This window comes from Flavobacterium magnesitis, assembly GCF_041729735.1.
GTDB classification, from domain to species: Bacteria; Bacteroidota; Bacteroidia; order Flavobacteriales; family Flavobacteriaceae; genus Flavobacterium; species Flavobacterium magnesitis.
In genome coordinates, this window is the sequence record NZ_JBCFQK010000002.1 from 1 (window position 1) to 17,931 (window position 17,931).

Here is a 17,931-nt window from a genome sequence, read left to right on the forward strand (position 1 = left end):
AGAATGACAAAAATGAGAATAAAAAACTGCTCAATCTGCAACCCAAGCGGTAGCGAACAGGGGAAGCAAATCAGCTTAAAAAATATAAAATGAAAAAGTTTTTTTTACATACAACATTCATCATCATAACTTTGATTTCACTTTCGGCGCAAGCCCAAAACAAAATCAGCGTAACAAATCTGCAATGCGAAATGCTGAACAATCCGGAAGGGATTGATGTGGTTCAACCCCGTTTGAGCTGGCAAATAAAGTCGGATGTGAATGATGTAAAACAAACTGCGTATCAAATTATGGTTGCTTCGACTTTAGAAAATCTAAATGCGAACAAAGCCGATTTGTGGGATAGTGGAAAAGTAACCAGTGATGCTTCGGTTAATGTTTTTTACAATGGAAAAAAGTTGGGCGACCGACAAAATGCGTTTTGGAAAGTAATTGTGTTTACGAATAAAGGCGAAATAAAATCTACAGAGAAAGCTCATTTTAGTATTGGGATTTTAACTTATGCCGACTGGAAATCGACTCGCTGGATTGGCTATGAAAAATTATCGAAAGATGATAGCGTTTCTCAATATTCGAGATTGTCTGCGCGTTATTTGCGAAAAGAAATTGATGTAAAAAAACAAGTTAAATCTGCCAAGGTTTACATTATGGGGATGGGCTTGTATGAGCTGTACATCAACGGAAATAAAATTGGCGATCAGGTTTTGGCTCCCGTTCCTACGGACTATACCAAAAATGTAAAATACAATGTTTTTGATGTGACTTCACAATTGAAAGAAGGAAAAAATATGCTGGGAACAATTTTAGGAAACGGACGTTTTTTTGCGATGCGTCAGGATTACAAACCCTATAAAATTAAGTCATTTGGTTTCCCGAAAATTGCCTTGCAATTGTTTGTCGAATATACGGATGGAAGTAGTGAGGTAATCCGAACGGACGATAGCTGGAAACTAACTACTGACGGACCGATTTTGTCCAATAACGAATACGACGGCGAAGAATACGATGCCCGTAAGGAAATGAAAGGCTGGGCTACGACCAACTTTGATGATAAAAATTGGGTAAACGCCAGATACGTTCAGGAACCAGGCGGTTTTTATGAAGCGCAGATGACGCCGAATATGAAAATAATGGGCGAAGTAAAACCGATTTCGATAAAAGTTACTGCTAAAGGAACTTACATTTTGGATATGGGTCAGAATATGGTGGGCTGGTTACAGTTGAAAGTCAAAGGAAAAAGTGGCGACCAAATCACGATGAAATTTGCTGAATCTTTGCAGGCTGATGGTTCGCTGTACATTGCCAATTTGCGTGATGCCAAAACTACAGATGTTTATACACTCAAAGGCGAAGGCGAAGAAATCTGGGAACCACGTTTTATATTTCACGGTTTCCGATTTGTGGAGATTTCGGGTTTTCCGACCAAACCAACTTTGGATAATTTCGTTGGAAAAGTGGTGTATGACGACATTAAAACGACAGGAACTTTCGAATCTTCGGATGCGACGATGAATCAGATTTTCAAAAATGCCTGGTGGGGAATCAGCGGAAATTACAAAGGAATGCCAATCGACTGTCCACAACGAAACGAACGTCAGCCTTGGTTGGGAGACCGTACAACAGGAGCTTATGGCGAAAGTTTTTTATTCAACAACCAGACTTTGTATGCCAAATGGCTGGATGATATTAAATATTCCCAAACCCAAGACGGAGGATTACCAGATGTGGCACCGGCATTTTGGCGTTATTACGGCGATAACGTTACCTGGCCGGGGACGTATATCACGGTGGGCGATATGTTGTACCAACAATTTGGCGACAAAGAAGTGATCAAAAAACAATATCCGTCTATGAAAAAATGGATGGTGTATATGGAAGAAAATTATCTGAAAGGCGATTTAATGGATAAGGACAAATACGGTGATTGGTGCGTTCCGCCGGAATCATTAGAGTTGATTCGTTCCAAAGATCCTGCCCGTTTAACAGATGGACAATTATTATCGAGTGCGTTTTATTATCAGTTATTGAACATAATGAAAAAGTTTGCCAAAATCGCAAACGCCGATGCCGATATTGCCCATTATGATGATTTGACAACGAGAATCAAAAAAGCATTCAATGCAAAATACTTGAATACAACAACCAACAGCTACGCCAATAATACGGTAACGGCAAATGTCTTGCCTTTGGCTTTCGGGATGGTTCCTGAAAATCTAATAGACAAAGTTTTCCAAAATATGGTTCACGAAGTTGAGGTGACTAAAAACGGTCATATCAGCACAGGAGTTATTGGAACGCAATTTTTAATGCGAACGCTGACAAACTTTGGAAGAGGGGATTTGGCTTTCAAACTGGCTTCGAATAAAACCTACCCAAGCTGGGGCTATATGGTTGAAAACGGAGCGACAACCATTTGGGAATTATGGAATGGAAACACAGCCGACCCAACTATGAATTCGCAAAATCACGTAATGTTGTTGGGCGATTTATTGATTTGGTACTATGAAAATATGGCGGGAATTAAGAGCAATCCTGAAACTCCGGGTTTCAAACAAATCATTATGAAACCTGATTTTAAGGCGGGATTGACTTTTGTAAATGCTTCTTACGAATCGATTTATGGACTGATAAAAAGCGACTGGAAGAAAAGCAAAAATACTTTAGAATGGAAAATTATCATTCCAGCCAATTCATCGGCATTGGTGTATTTGCCAACAGCGAATGCTTCAGATGTGAAAGTCAATAAAGGAAAAGTATCGAAAAATTATAAAATAGAAAATAATAAATTGGTTCTTGAACTATCTTCAGGAACGTATCAACTGAATGTAAATAATATAAAATAATGATAATGAAATGAGCATACTCGATAATTGGTCACAAATGCCAATAATGATATGCGAATTACATATGACCTTAAAAAAAACAATAAATATTAACATATGAAAACCTTAAAGACAAGCCTTCTCGTTTTAACCGTATTACTTTTAGCAAGCTGTAAATCGGCTTTAGAGAAAAAAACATGGAAAGAAGGAATTTTAGTAGATGAATTTATATATGATAAAGCACCTTATCCTTCTTGTCATGCAGTAACCATTGTGGAAGCAACTAATGGTGATTTAGTATCGTCTTGGTTTGGAGGAACACATGAAAGACATCCTGATGTTTGTATTTATGTAAGTAGAAAACCAAAAGGAAGTGACAAATGGACTGAAGGAATTATGGTTGCTGATGGTGTAATGAAAGAAGGACCAAGATTGCCAACATGGAATCCGGTTTTGTACCAAATTCCGGGTGGCGATTTGATGTTATTTTACAAAATTGGACCAAAACCATCTGAATGGTGGGGAATGTTAAGAAGATCTTCTGATGGCGGAAAAACATGGTCTGAAGCAGAGAAAATGCCTGATGGATTTTTGGGACCAATCAAAAATAAACCAGTATTGTTAAGCAACGGAACTTTATTGCTTCCTTCAAGTATTGAAGGAGACGGATGGAGACTTAGAATGGAATCTACTCCAGATTTCGGAAAAACCTGGGTTATGGGAGATACTTTAGCAAGAGGAAAAAAACAAATTAATGCGATCCAACCAAGTATTTTATTTCACAAAGATGGAAGTATTCAGGCAATTGGAAGAACTAGAAACAGAGCTTTGTTTAGTACTTTTTCTAAAGATAACGGAAAAACTTGGTCGGATGTGGAATTGTTAGACATGCCAAATAACAACTCAGGAACAGATGCTGTAACGTTGAAAAACGGTAAACATTTATTGGTTTACAACCACGTTTTACCTCCAGGAACAGAAGCTAAAGGACCAAGAACACCTTTGAATGTTTCTATTTCTGATGATGGAATCAACTGGAAAGCAGCCTTGGTTTTAGAAGATTCAAAAATCAGTCAATATTCATATCCTTCGATGATTCAAAGTTCAGATGGAATGGTGCATATCGTTTACACCTGGAGAAGAGAAAAGTTGAAATACGTAAAAATTGATCCAAGCAAATTAGTGGCTCTTCCAATTAAAAACGGAGTTTGGCCAGGTGAAGAAGGAAAAGTAGTAACTGCAGTTAAGGCGGAAGAAGAATAAAAATCAAAAATTTAACCATTAAGATAATAAGTTTCATTGAGGAAAACCCTTAACTTTCTTATTGTCTTAATGGTAAAAGCTAATAATATGAAATTAACTTATTTAAAAAGAAATTCCCTTATTATAGTTCTTGCTGTTTTGAGTAGCTCATTTAATAGTGGTGCAGTCGCTCAGACCTCAAAAAAGCAACGCTACAAAGTAGCAGTTTGCGATTGGATGATTTTAAAAAGACAAAAGTTGGGGTCATTTGCTTTAGCGAGCGAAATTAAAGCAGATGGAATCGAATTGGACATGGGCGGTTTAGGAAATCGTGAAACGTTTGATAGTAAATTAGCTGATCCAGTTGAGGTGAAAAATTTTAAAGATAAGTCTCAGGAATTCAATGTTGGGATTTCATCTATTGCTATGTCTGGATTTTACGGACAATCTTTTGCAAAGCGAGAAACCGTAAAAAGAATGGTTCAGGATTGTATCGATGCAATGAAAACTATGAATGTAAAAGTGGCTTATTTACCATTAGGAACACAATGCGATTTGAAGAAATTCCCAGAATTGCGTCCGATTATTGTTGAACGTTTGCAATGGGCTGGCAAACAAGTAGCTAAAATAGGTGGAGTGATTGCTATCGAAACCTCACTAGATGCTACTGCCGAGAAAAAATTACTAAAAGATATTGGTTGTAAAAGCATCAAGAGTTCATTCAATTTTTCGAATGCTATCGAAAATAAAAAGGATATTTCGGCAGAACTTAAAATTTTAGGTAAAAAACATTTGGCTCAAATTCACGCTTCCAATACCGATGGTTTTTGGTTAGAAAATGACAAAGCGATTGATATGCCTAAAATCAAATCTACTTTAGATAAAATGAACTGGAAAGGTTGGTTAATCGTAGAACGTTCTCGTGATACTACGGATGTACACAATGTGAAAGCCAATTACGGAGCAAATGTTGCTTACCTGAAACGTATTTTTCAGAATTAAAAATAAATGCTACGAAGACACCAAGTCACAAAGAAACAATTAATCAAAACTTTGCGCCTTAGTGTCCTTGTGGCAAAACAAAAAACATTAGAAATGAAATATTTAAGTTTACTTTTTTTAGGATTATGGGTAACTTTTGCCTCAGCCCAGAATATTACAATCGTTCGGGATGCTAATGCAGCCCGTGCTAATTTTGGAGCCGAAAAAATTGCTGAAATTGCCACTCAAAAAGGTTATGCAGTTACTTTTTCGGAAAAAGTACCTAAAAATTCTAAAAACAGAGTTATCGTAATTGGTGAAAAAGGAAGCGATTTTTGGAAGCAAAATTCGAAAAAAGCGAACATTGATGATAGTCAATTAACCAAGAAAGAAGGTTTCCAGATCAGTACTCAAAAAGATATTATTTTTGTCGAAGGTTTTGATGCTTCGGGCGCTTTGTATGGTGCTTTAGAAATAGCGGATAAAATTAAGGAAAACGGAAAACTCCCAGCTCAAATTAATGAAAATGACAGCCCGGAAATGGTGTTGAGAGGAACTTGTATTGGAATGCAAAAAACCACCTATCTTGAAGGTCGTGGCGTTTATGAATATCCTTATACTCCGGAATCTTTTCCTTGGTTTTATGATAAAGATCTTTGGATAAAATACCTGGATATGATGGTCGAAAACCGTATGAATTCTTTGTATTTGTGGAACGGACATCCATTTGCTTCTTTAGTAAAACTAAAAGAGTATCCGTTTGCTGTTGAGGTTAGTGACGAAACTTTTAAGAAAAATGAAGAAGTTTTTAAATTCTTAACCGAAGAAGCTAATAAAAGAGGAATCTGGGTAATCCAGATGTTTTATAACATTATTCTTTCTAAACCTTTTGCAGATCATTATAATCTCAAAACTCAGGAAAGAGAACGTGTTATTACACCATTGATTGACGATTATACTCAGAAATCAATCACGGCATTTATCGAAAAATACCCAAATGTTGGTTTATTAGTGTGTTTAGGAGAAGCAATGAATACGGTTGAAGATGATGTGAATTGGTTCACCAATACGATTCTTCCAGGTGTTCAGGATGGTCTGAAAGCATTAGGAAAAACTGAAGAACCACCTATTATCCTGAGATCACACGATACAGATGCTCCAGCGGTAATGGCTAAAGCCTTGCCTTTATATAAAAATTTATACACCATGAGTAAGTATAATGGGGAATCCCTGACTACTTATACTCCAGGTGGACCTTGGGGAGAAACGCACAAACAGTTGAGTTCTTTAGGTTCAATTCATATTGAAAATGTGCATATTTTGGCAAACTTGGAACCTTTTAGATATGGATCTCCAGATTTTATCCAAAAAACGGTAAAGGCAATGCATAACATTCATGGAGCAAATGCACTGCATTTGTATCCTCAGGCATCGTATTGGGACTGGCCTTATACGGCTGATAAAACCAAAACAGGAGAACGATTAATGGAAATGGATCGTGACTGGATTTGGTACAAAGCCTGGGCAAGATACGCCTGGGACAGCAAGAGAGACCGTACTCAGGAAATTGGTTATTGGGATAATCAATTTGCTAAAAAATATGGAACAGACTCAGAATCAGGAAAAAATATCTTAGAAGCCTATGAACAAATAGGTGAAATTGCTCCTAAAACCTTAAGACGTTTTGGAATCACCGAAGGAAACCGTCAAACCTTATTGTTGGGAATGTTCGAAAGCCAATTAGTTAATCCAGCTAAATGGCGCGTGTATCCTGGATTTCATGAATCTTGTGGGCCTGTTGGCGAATTACTTCAGGAATATGCAAGAAAAGAATGGAATCATGAAGCGCATATTGGGGAAACACCTACGCAAATTATTAAAGAAATTGTACAACACGGAAAAATAGCTGTCGAAGCCATTGACAAAGCAACTCCTGCTGTTGCTAAAGAAAAAGAAGAATTCAATCGTTTAAAAAATGATGTGTATTGCTACAATGCTTTTGCAAATTGTTTTTCTGAAAAAGTAGAAGCGGCTTTATTGGTTTTAAGATATAGTTATTCAAATGATATTGCCGATTTAGACAAAGCGGTGCCACATCTTGAAAAAGCTTTGGAGTATTACGAAGAATTGGTAAAACTGACAAAAGACACCTATTTCTATGCTAATAGTATGCAAACGGCACAACGCCGAATTCCTATTGGTGGAGACGATGGATTCAATAAAACATGGACTGAATTGTTACCACATTATGAACGAGAATTAGTTAATTTCAAGAGAAATATTATTCTTTTAAAAGAAGCTAAAGATGGAAAAATCAAGCCAAAAGCAGTTACTCCATGGAAAACCGCTAACGTTACTATGTTAAGTCCAAAATCAAATTCTTATGCCGTTAAAGAAGGGACAAAAGTATATGGAACGCCAATTTCTGAACTGATAAAAGTAGCTCCGGAACTTAAAAATCTAAAAGGAATTTCATTCGTTGAAGATCAGCAAAATACCGAAGGAACAACTTTAAAATTCAAGAATGATGCTCCGGTAAAATTGGTAGTGGGTTATTTTAACTCTGATCAAAAAAGGTTTTTATTTCCTCCAAGTCTGGAAACAAATGCTGCCGGAAATGAAATGGGTGAAGCCGAAGTGATTTTAGCAAATGCTATGAATTTAAAAGAATTGCCAAGAATTAATATTCACACCTATAGTTTTAAAGTTGGTGAAAACCAACTGAATTTAGGAAAAGGAAGAGTCTTGATTTTAGGATTTATTGATGTGAATCAAAAAATCGAACCTCGCGATGTGGGTTATATTGATAAAGGAGAAAAAGAAGCAGTAGACTGGTTGTTTTACTAAGATTAGAATAGATTCCAACTCTGTCAGGGTTTAAAATCCTGACAGAGTTAAATTTAAAAGATAAAATGAAGAGATTAATTTATATACTATTTTTTATAACTACTTTTTCATGGGCGCAAACCCAAGAAAGAGCAACTTCATTTCGTAAAGAGATTTCATTGAATGCGGGTTGGAAAACCACTATGGTGGATTCTCATCCAGAAGCAAAACAGGATTTTGCGCAAAATTCAAATGCTGATGCCAACTGGAAAACAGTAAATGTACCTCACAATTGGGATCAATATGAAGGCTTTCGCCAAATGAAACATGGCAATTTGCACGGAACGGCTTGGTATTCGAAAAATTTGAAAATTGGCAAACCGCAAAAAGGGAAAAAACTGTTTCTGTTTTTTGAAGGAGTGAGCAGTTACGCAACGGTTTGGGTAAACGGAACTGAAGTAGGTGAACACAAAGGAGGTCGAACAACTTTTACATTGGATATTAGTGATGCTGTAAAATACAATTCGAATAATAAAATTGTGGTCAAAGCAGCTCATCCTGCTTTTATTGCCGATTTGCCTTGGGTTTGTGGTGGTTGTTCTGGCGAATGGGGATTTTCAGAAGGTTCACAACCGATGGGGGTTTTTAGACCAGTAACTTTAGTCATTACAAATGACGTTCGCATAGCGCCTTTTGGAATTCACATTTGGAATGACAAAACGGTTTCTAAAGAACAGGCTATTTTGCATACTACAACCGAAATACAAAATTACAGCAGTGCAAATCGAACGATTACTGTTGTGAATGTTCTTTTGGATAAAGATGGAAAAGAAGTAGCTTCGGCTAAGAGTTCTGTTTTGTTTTCGAAAGAGACTAAAGAAATTCAACAGACTTTACCTGAAATCAAAAATCCAAAATTATGGTCGCCAGAAAGTCCGTATTTGTACACGCTTTCGACTACTATTTTAGAAAAAAATAAAGTTTTAGATAAAATCACGACGCCTTATGGAATTCGTTGGGTTTCCTGGCCAGTGGATAGAGCGGGCGATGACAACCGATTTTTTATCAATGATGAACCCGTATTTATCAATGGAACTTGCGAATACGAACATCAATTAGGACAAAGTCATGCTTTTTCGGACACCCAAATAAAAGCCAGAATCGAACAGATAAAAGCGGCTGGATTCAACTCTTTTAGAGAAGCGCACCAACCACACAATTTGAAATATCAGGAATTGCTGGATGAAAGTGGTATTTTATTTTGGTCTCAGTTTTCGGCTCATATTTGGTATGATACGCCTGAATTTAAAGAAAATTTCAAAACTTTATTGCGCGAATGGATCAAAGAACGTCGTAATAATCCATCGGTAGTGTTGTGGGGATTACAAAATGAAAGTACTATTCCAAAAGAATTTGCTGAAGAATGTACTCAAATCATCCGCGAAATGGATCCAACGGCTTCTTCACAACGCAAAGTGACGACTTGTAATGGTGGTGAAGGAACTGACTGGAATGTGGTGCAAAACTGGTCAGGAACTTATGGCGGCGATCCGTATAATTATGATGTCGAAATGACTTCGCAATTATTGAATGGAGAATATGGTGCCTGGCGTTCACACGATTTGCATACGGAAGGGGAATTTGACCAAAAAGGAATTTTGAGCGAAAACCGTTTTTCGCAGTTAATGGAAATTAAAATCCGTGAAGCTGAATCGGTAAAAGATAAAATTGCAGGACAATACAACTGGTTATTTGCTTCGCATGAAAATCCGGGGCGTGAACAAAATGGCGAAGGATTCAGAGCTATCGATCAGGTTGGACCCGTTAATTACAAAGGATTGTTTAGTATTTGGGGCGAGCCTCTGGATGCGTATTATATGTACCGAGCCAATTATGCGTCGAATAAAACCAATCCGATGGTGTATATCGTTTCGCATACGTGGCCGAATCGTTGGGAAGCTCCTGGAGTTAAAAACGGAATTGATGTCTATTCCAATTGTGATGAAGTCGAATTGTTTAATGACGTCAACAATCAATCTTTAGGGAAATTGAAAAACCCGGGAAGAGGACAGCATTTTCAATGGAATAATGTCAATATTCAGTATAATGTCTTGTATGCTGTGGGTTATGTAAATGGAAAAAAAATAGCTCAGGATTATATTGTTTTGAACAATTTACCTAAAGCACCAAACTTAAAATCATTAAGTTCAAAAGAAGAAATTGTTTCGTCAAAAGCGAACTACAATTACATTTATCGTGTCAATTGTGGTGGACCTGATTTCAAAGATACAGATGGAAATCAATGGTTAGCTGACGTACATAAAACGGAAGTGAATACTTGGGGTTCTTTATCCTGGGCAGATGAATTTAAAAGTGTACCGGCTTATTTTGCGAGTCAGCGCGCTACTTTTGACCTTGTTGATGGAACTCAAAATGACGTCTTGTTTCAGAATTTCCGTTACGGAATGGACAAATTAAAATATGAATTTCCTGTTCCTGATGGCGAATATGTAGTCGATTTGTATTTTTCTGAACCTTGGTACGGAACTGGCGGCGGATTGGATTGTAAAGATTGGCGTGTCTTTGATGTGGCAATCAACGACCAAGTGGTTTTAAAAGATTTTGACATTTGGAGTGAAGTTGGTTTTTCAAAAGCAGTGAAAAAAACGTTCACGGTGAAAAGCAAAAACGGTCAGTTAGTAATTGATTTTCCAAAAGTAAGTTCGGGAGAAGGAATAATCTCTGCGATTGCCATTGCTACCAAAGACAAATCGGTGAAAGCAGCTGCATCTTCGCCAAAGAATATTTTGGATGTTGTAACTAATACACCATTTGAAATTGGTTCCTGGTTGCAACTGAATTCGAAACAATATTCAAATTCGGATGTGACATTTACGCAATTGCCAGCAAGTTTGTACGCTGCCGATTATATCCAATTTTCGAAAGAAAACACTAATTCAGGTTCTTTTGTTTCGAAAGAAGATGCTACGGCATATGTGTTGGTTGATTCGAATGTAAAAACGACTTTGCCTTGGCTTTCGACTTTCAAAAAATCTGAAGAAACGGCTAAAAACAGCAACGGAGTTATTTTTGCAGTTTTCGAAAAAGAAGTAAAAAAAGGAGAAAAAGTTACGTTCGAAAAAAACGCAAAAGAGGCAGCGATGTATTCGATTGTGGTTGTTCCAACATCAGACATGGGAAAAAACAAAGACGACCGACCTTCATTAAAACTAGAAGCCGAAGCCGCTAAAATTGCGGGTGACGGAATTATAAAAGGGAATTTCAAGAGTAGCGATTATGTTGAATTTACCAAAAGCACTAAAAACAGTATCGAATTTGAAGTCAATCCCGGCGTTGCCAATGTCTATTTGATGCGTTTTAGATACATGAATTTGAATATGGAACCGATAAAAGTCAAGTTGGTTATCGAAGATGCTTATGGTATTTTATTGCGAAATGATGAAATTGAATTCCCAGCACCAACAGAGAAATGGAAGATTTTAAATACCACTTCGGGAGGTTATATTAATGCCGGAAAATATAAAATCAGAATTGAATCGGATAATATGAAAGGATTGCGTTTGGAGTCTTTTGAGTTTCAGTAATAAGTAGAGAATAGAAAAAAGAATAAAGAAAATAGATTTATGAATTTACATAAAAGTGTTTTACGAAAAGGAGGAATAACAATTGCTTTGTTACTTTTGGTTGCTTGTGCATCAACAAAAAATGAAAGTAGAATTATAGCCGATTTTAATCCGGATTGGAATTTTAAATTAGGCGACTATCCTACGGCGATTCAAGTTGATTTTGAAGCGAATGATTGGCGAACATTAGATTTACCACATGATTGGAGTATTGAAGGAACTTTTAGTAAAGACCATCCAACAAAACCACGACAAGGCGCTTTGCCAGCAGGAATAGGTTGGTATCGCAAAAGTTTTACTTTGCCTGAATCGGCAAAAAATAAAAGCATTGCTATCGAATTTGATGGGGTATTTTGCAATAGCGAAGTCTGGATTAACGGTCATTATTTAGGAAAACGTCCGTTTGGATACATTTCATTTTCGTATGATTTGACCAAGTATTTGAACTTTGGAAACCAAAAAAATTACATTGCTGTAAAAGTGGATAACGACGCACAACCAAGTTCCAGATGGTACACCGGTTCTGGGATTTATAGAAATGTGCGTTTAGTAACTACTGATAAATTGCATGTAGCACATTGGGGAACTGTGGTGACTACGCCAGAAGTTTCAAAGGAAAAAGCTACGGTAGATTACAGTGTTAGCATTCAAAATGATTCTGATTTTTCAAAGGAATTTAAAGTGGTAACGAATATTTTGGATGCCAATAATCGTTCGGTAGCACGATTAGAATCTATTGAAAAAATTGATGCTAATGCTATTTTAGAAAAAGGACAAAAATTTGAAGTCAATAATCCTAAATTATGGGATACTGACAATCCGAATTTATATAAGGTAGTGACAAAAATCTACGAGAAATCGACTTTGATAGATGATTATGAAACGCCACTTGGATTCCGATATTTTGCTTTTGATGCTGAAAAAGGTTTTTCGCTAAATGGTGTTCCAACGAAAATTTATGGTGTTTGTTTGCATCACGATAATGGTGCTTTAGGTGCGGTTGCAAATTATCATGCCATCAAAAGAAAATTAACCATCATGAAAGAAATGGGTGTGAATGCTATTCGAATGGCTCATAATCCACCTTCATTAGAAATGTTGCAGTTGTGTGACGAAATGGGTTTTATCGTTCAGGATGAAGTTTTTGATGTTTGGAAAAAGAAAAAAGTAACTAATGATTACCATAAATATTGGGACGAATGGCACAAGCGTGACTTAGAAGATTTTATCAAACGCGACCGCAACCATCCATCGATTATGATGTGGAGTATTGGAAACGAAATCCGTGAACAATTTGATAGTACTGGAATTGCGATTACGAAAGAATTGGCTCAAATTGTAAAATCTTTAGACAAAACCAGACCCGTAACTTCGGCTTTGACGGAGAATGTACCGGAGAAGAATTTTATCTATCAGTCGGGTGCGTTAGATCTTCTAGGATTCAATTACAAACATGCTGATTATGCTACATTTCCAGAGCGTTTTAAAGGACAAAAAATCATTGCTTCCGAAAGTGTTTCGGCACTGGAAACTCGTGGTCATTATGATATGCCAACGGATTCTATTCGTTTTTGGCCCATAAAACACGATGCGCCTTTTGATGGAAACGCTGATTTAACGGTTACGGCTTATGATAATATTGCTTCTTACTGGGGAACTACGCATGAAGAAAACTGGAAAGCAGCAAAAAAGTATGATTTTATAGCTGGAACTTTTGTTTGGACGGGATTTGATTACATTGGCGAACCTGATCCGTATCCTTATCCGGCACGTAGTTCGTATTTCGGAATCGTAGATTTAGCAGGTTTCCCTAAAGATGTCTATTATATGTACCAAAGCGAATGGAGTAATAAGACAGTCTTGCATTTGCTGCCACATTGGAACTGGAAACAAGGACAATTAATTGATGTTTGGGCGTATTACAATAATGCGGATGAAGTAGAATTATTCCTAAACGGAAAATCATTAGGTTCGAAAGCGAAACAAGGAGACGAATTGCATATTGCCTGGAAAGTGCCTTTTGAAGCAGGAACATTGAAAGCGATTTCGAGAAAAGAGGGAAAAATGGTTAAGGAAACCGAAATTCATACCGCTGGCGAAGCGACTAAAATTGATTTGAAATCGGATAAAACGAGCATTAAAAACGACGGATATGATTTGGCTTACGTGACGGTTTCTTTGCAGGACAAAGACGGAAATTATGTTCCAACAGCCGATAATCTAATTAATTTTAAAGTTTCGGGAGGAGCTAAAATTGTTGGTGTTGACAATGGCTACCAAGCCAGTTTAGAGCCTTTTATAGCCGATTACCGCAAATTGTATAACGGAAAATGTGTAGTGATTTTACAATCGAATAAAAAAGCAGAAAACATCACGTTGGAAGCGACTACAGCAGGGAATATTAACTTAGGAACTCTAAGTATTAAAGTGGAATAAACATCTTAAAAAAATAATTGTATTTAAAACTCCATTAGAAATAATGGAGTTTTTTGTGAATAATTTTGTTTGCTATTAGGGCATAGCCAAAAGGGTCTGGCTGTCCATTATATCTTTTTTTTTCCTTATGCGGAAGCGATTTCAGCAGCTGATTTGGGGTAAATTCATACTCGTTTATAGTAAAAATATTATTTGTATCGATGGTGATAAAATACTTGTTCTAACTTATGCTATTTAAATTTGGGAGTACTTTGTGCTAAATTATAGTAAAAAAAGCTAAATTGCATAATAATTTATCAGTAAAAAATGTACAAAAGAGAATACGAACCTCTACTGGAAAATGGGTTTAAAGAAATTGCTTTGTGGCAGTTAGACACTGTTTTTTTAGAGCCTTTTGGAGAAAATGAGCAAAGAAAGCAATTGATTAATCGCTTAAATGCTTATTTAAGTGAGTTTTTATATTTGGGCTTGAATGCAGAGCTTTGGATAGATGGTTCATTTTCAACTCATAAACCAGAACCAGAAGACATAGATGTTGTGTTTTTATTAGACGTAAGTGAAATAAATAATTTAAAAGATAGAAAACTAAAGTTATTTGAAGAATTATTTCAAAATAGAGAAATTGTTAAGGCCAGATATTCAGTTGATGTTTATTATATAGATAGAAATGATGAAATTGAAAAACAAAAATGGATAACAACTTACGGTTTTGATTCAAGAAAAATAAATAGCAAAGGAATATATAAAATACAATTATCAAAAGATGTATAGTATAGAACGTATAGAGGAATTACTAGCAAATTCAGAAGATACTTTACTGAAATATGAGAATTTGCTTAAAGACAATCCAAATAGTTTGTTCAATAAGGGTATGGTAAAAAACACCTTAGAACAAATGGTAGAATTGCGTTCTAATCTTGCTTTCGAAAAACAGAAAAGAGAAAAAGAAATTATTGATATACGCTTAAAAGGCAAAGTTGCAAAAGTAGGAAAGTTGCCTTTAGATTTATTAGGAGAGTTTGCTAAAAGTTTGTCAGACTGTATTATAGAATCATCTAGAAAATATCAATATGGTAATAAAGGTGGCGCAAAAATATTAACCTCAATTAAAAACACTGTAGATTTACGCTTCGACAGATTAGTTCCTGGTTCAACACATATTTTAGTTACGGGTAACAATAGTCCTGATTTATTTGGTAATAGTATGATAGAAAATGCTCTAATCAATACTTTTGAGTTGTTAAATGTCCATAGCGATTCTGAATTAATGGATAAATCTGAAAAATATGGTGGAGCAGGAATTAAAAAATTAAATAAAATATTAAACCTGAGTATTAATAACCATTTAGAATTTGATTTAGAATGGTCTTCACCAAACTCAAAAGTTTTTAAATGGGAAGGGAACTTTGATAGAATAAAGCAACTTAATAATTCCATTTCAAAAATAGAAACTATTACTCCAGAAGAAATCGAAATTTCAGGCACATTGGTTATGCAAAGTCTAAAAGGACAGCTTGAAATCGAAGAAGATGGAGGTAAACTTTTTAAGGTTTCATTTCCAATGTCTTTTTTAGATAAAATAAAAAAATTTCAAATAGGAGAAAATTTTTCTGCGGTAATTATTAAAAATACTCTTAAAAATAGTATTACTAAAGAAGAGAAAGCATCATTCGAGTTGGCAAAAATTCTTGAATGAGGTTAAAGTTAGTTAGTGACTATCAGAAATGTTTATTAAAAAAGAACTTCTTTTAAAAAACGAGTTAAAAAGTGGAATAAAAACATAGAATATTTTTCAGATTTAAAAAGCACGGATTTTATTCGTGCTTTTTTACGTTTAAATAGTTTTGATGATTTTATAAACAACTGTTTTTCAATCTATTTAAATCTTAATCCCATTAAAACCCTGCTTTTTTGAGAAGTATTTTATACTTTTGCATTTTGATTCCAGAAAATTTGGAATTATAGCAATGATTATATGAAATGAGCATTGCGTTAATTGGTCGCTAAAGCGAAAATTAATATGCGAATTACATTTGACCTATAAAAAGAATAAAAATCTTCAAATGAAAAAGAAAGTAGAAATTCTTGCTCCAGCTAAAAATTTGGTTCAGGGAATTGCGGCTATCAATGCGGGTGCAGATGCTGTGTATATTGGTGCTCCGCTTTTTGGAGCGCGTACCAATGCAACCAATTCAGTTGAAGATATTGCCGAAATGGTAAAATATGCGCATTTGTTTAAGGCGCAGGTTTTTGTGGTGATTAATACCATTTTGTACGACAACGAATTAGATGCTTGTAAAAAATTAATCTATCAATTATACGATATTGGTGTCGATGCGCTAATTGTGCAAGACATGGCCATTATGGAAATGGATTTGCCGCCAATAGTGATTCACGCCAGTACTCAGGCTAATAATCGGGAACCCAAACACGTAAAATTCCTGAAAGATGTTGGGATGCAACGTGTGGTTCTAGCTAGAGAGTTAAATTTAGACCAGGTGAGAGACATTTCCGCAGCAACTGATGTGGAATTAGAATTCTTCGTTTCTGGTGCGCTTTGCGTGTCTTTTAGTGGAAACTGCTACATGAGTATCGCTGGTGGAGAACGTAGCGCTAATCGTGGTTCTTGTGCGCAAAACTGCCGTTTGCCATACAACTTGATTGATGGAAATGGAACGACTTTATTGACCGAAAGTCATTTGCTTTCGATTAAAGATTTGGATTTAAGTGACCAATTACCTAATTTGATTGAGGCGGGAATTACTTCCTTTAAAATTGAAGGTCGTTTAAAAGATATTGTTTACGTAAAAAATAACACTTCTTTTTTAAGAAAGAAACTCGATGCTTTTTTAGAAAATAATGAGAGTTTCCAAAAAGCTTCTTCGGGAAGAACTTTCTATAATTTCGAACCAGAAATGGACAGAAGTTTCAATAGAGGTTACACCGATTATTTTGTAAACCAACGTAAAGAAAAAATTGGAAACTGGGAAAGCCCAAAATCACAAGGACAGTACATTGGTAAAATAACCGAAATCAAAGCCAATGGTTATGTGATTGAAAATCATGATAAGCTGAATAACGGTGATGGTTTATTTTTTATCAATGAAGAAGGCATAGCCGATGGAGTCCAAATCAATATTATTGTGAATGATATTGTGGTGCCTAATACCTTTAAAAATATTGCTGTAGGAACTGTTATTTATCGAAATTCGGATGCAGAATTCAACCGAATTGTAGAAAAAGAAAACGCTGCGGTTCGAAAAATTGGCGTAAGTCTGCGTTTTTCTGAAACGGAGGAAGGTTTCCAATTAACAGCGGTGGATGAAGACGGACACCAAAGTGTATCAAATTTGGTTACTGAAAAAGAACTGGCAAAAAGCGAAGATTCGGTAATCCCGAATATCACAAAAAACTTAGCTAAAACAGGAAATACGCCTTTTGTAGTTGACGATATTGAAGTAGAATTTACTAAGAATTGGTTCTTGCCTATTTCGAAAGTGAATGAAGTTCGAAGAATTGCTTTGGAACAATTGATTGATATTCGAATCAACGAATACCACAGAGAAGAATTCCAAATTACAAAATCGGATATTCCTTATCCAACCGAAAAATTAGATTTTACTTTCAATGTTTCGAATAAATTAGCGAGAGCTTTTTATAAAAGACACGGTGTAACTGAGATTGAAAAAGCATTCGAATTGCAATGGGATCCGGGGAAAGCGCGTGTGATGACAACCAAATATTGCGTGAAATACGAGTTGGGTAAATGTGCCCGTTTCCAGCGTGATACTATGGGAGAAAAAGTAAAAGAACCGCTAACGTTAAAGCACGGTGAAACCGAATATAAGCTGAAATTCAACTGTAAACCTTGTGAGATGGAAATTTGGGAAAAAGATGCCGAATTTGAAATCATCGACCAGGACGAACAATTGGATTATGTGAAAAGAAGATAAGTTCAAATGGAACAAAATAGAGAAAGC

At 35.9% G+C, this 17,931-nt stretch carries 9 protein-coding genes; all 9 read left to right on the forward strand.

Translation table 11 applies throughout. The annotated features are described in order from the left end of the window. Positions 1–89 precede the first annotated feature (89 nt). Complete coding sequence (locus tag AAGV33_RS01920; protein ID WP_373390222.1) at positions 90–2,843, forward strand: glycoside hydrolase family 78 protein; 2,754 nt, start codon at positions 90–92, stop codon at positions 2,841–2,843. Between the two features lie 96 nt (positions 2,844–2,939). Beyond that, complete coding sequence (locus AAGV33_RS01925) at positions 2,940–4,085, forward strand: sialidase family protein (RefSeq protein ID WP_373390223.1); 1,146 nt, start codon at positions 2,940–2,942, stop codon at positions 4,083–4,085. A gap of 87 nt (positions 4,086–4,172) precedes the next feature. Then, positions 4,173–5,066 carry a sugar phosphate isomerase/epimerase family protein gene (locus tag AAGV33_RS01930; protein ID WP_373390224.1) on the forward strand — a complete coding sequence of 298 codons (894 nt, stop codon included), beginning with the start codon at positions 4,173–4,175 and terminating at the stop codon, positions 5,064–5,066. 93 nt (positions 5,067–5,159) lie between these two features. Beyond that, the gene (locus AAGV33_RS01935) at positions 5,160–7,892 is read left to right on the forward strand and encodes an alpha-d-galacturonidase (RefSeq protein ID WP_373390225.1); all 2,733 of its coding nucleotides are present in this window, start codon (positions 5,160–5,162) and stop codon (positions 7,890–7,892) included. A 65-nt stretch (positions 7,893–7,957) separates the two neighbouring features. Next, entirely contained in the window at positions 7,958–11,476 is a 3,519-nt protein-coding gene (locus AAGV33_RS01940) for a malectin domain-containing carbohydrate-binding protein (RefSeq protein WP_373390226.1), read from the forward strand. A 39-nt stretch (positions 11,477–11,515) separates the two neighbouring features. After that, entirely contained in the window at positions 11,516–13,951 is a 2,436-nt protein-coding gene (gene galB / locus AAGV33_RS01945) for a beta-galactosidase GalB (RefSeq protein ID WP_373390227.1), read from the forward strand. Between the two features lie 306 nt (positions 13,952–14,257). Further along, positions 14,258–14,722: a DUF6932 family protein gene (locus AAGV33_RS01950; protein ID WP_373390229.1), complete on the forward strand. Its 465-nt coding sequence runs from the start codon at positions 14,258–14,260 to the stop codon at positions 14,720–14,722. After that, on the forward strand, positions 14,715–15,647 hold the full coding sequence (locus tag AAGV33_RS01955) for a hypothetical protein (RefSeq protein ID WP_373390230.1): 933 nt from the start codon (positions 14,715–14,717) through the stop codon (positions 15,645–15,647). Before AAGV33_RS01950 ends, AAGV33_RS01955 begins: the two co-directional genes overlap by 8 nt. 367 nt (positions 15,648–16,014) lie before the next feature. Further along, positions 16,015–17,904, forward strand: a complete 1,890-nt coding sequence (locus AAGV33_RS01960) for a peptidase U32 family protein (RefSeq protein WP_373390231.1) — start codon at positions 16,015–16,017, stop codon at positions 17,902–17,904. Positions 17,905–17,931: the final 27 nt, after the last annotated feature.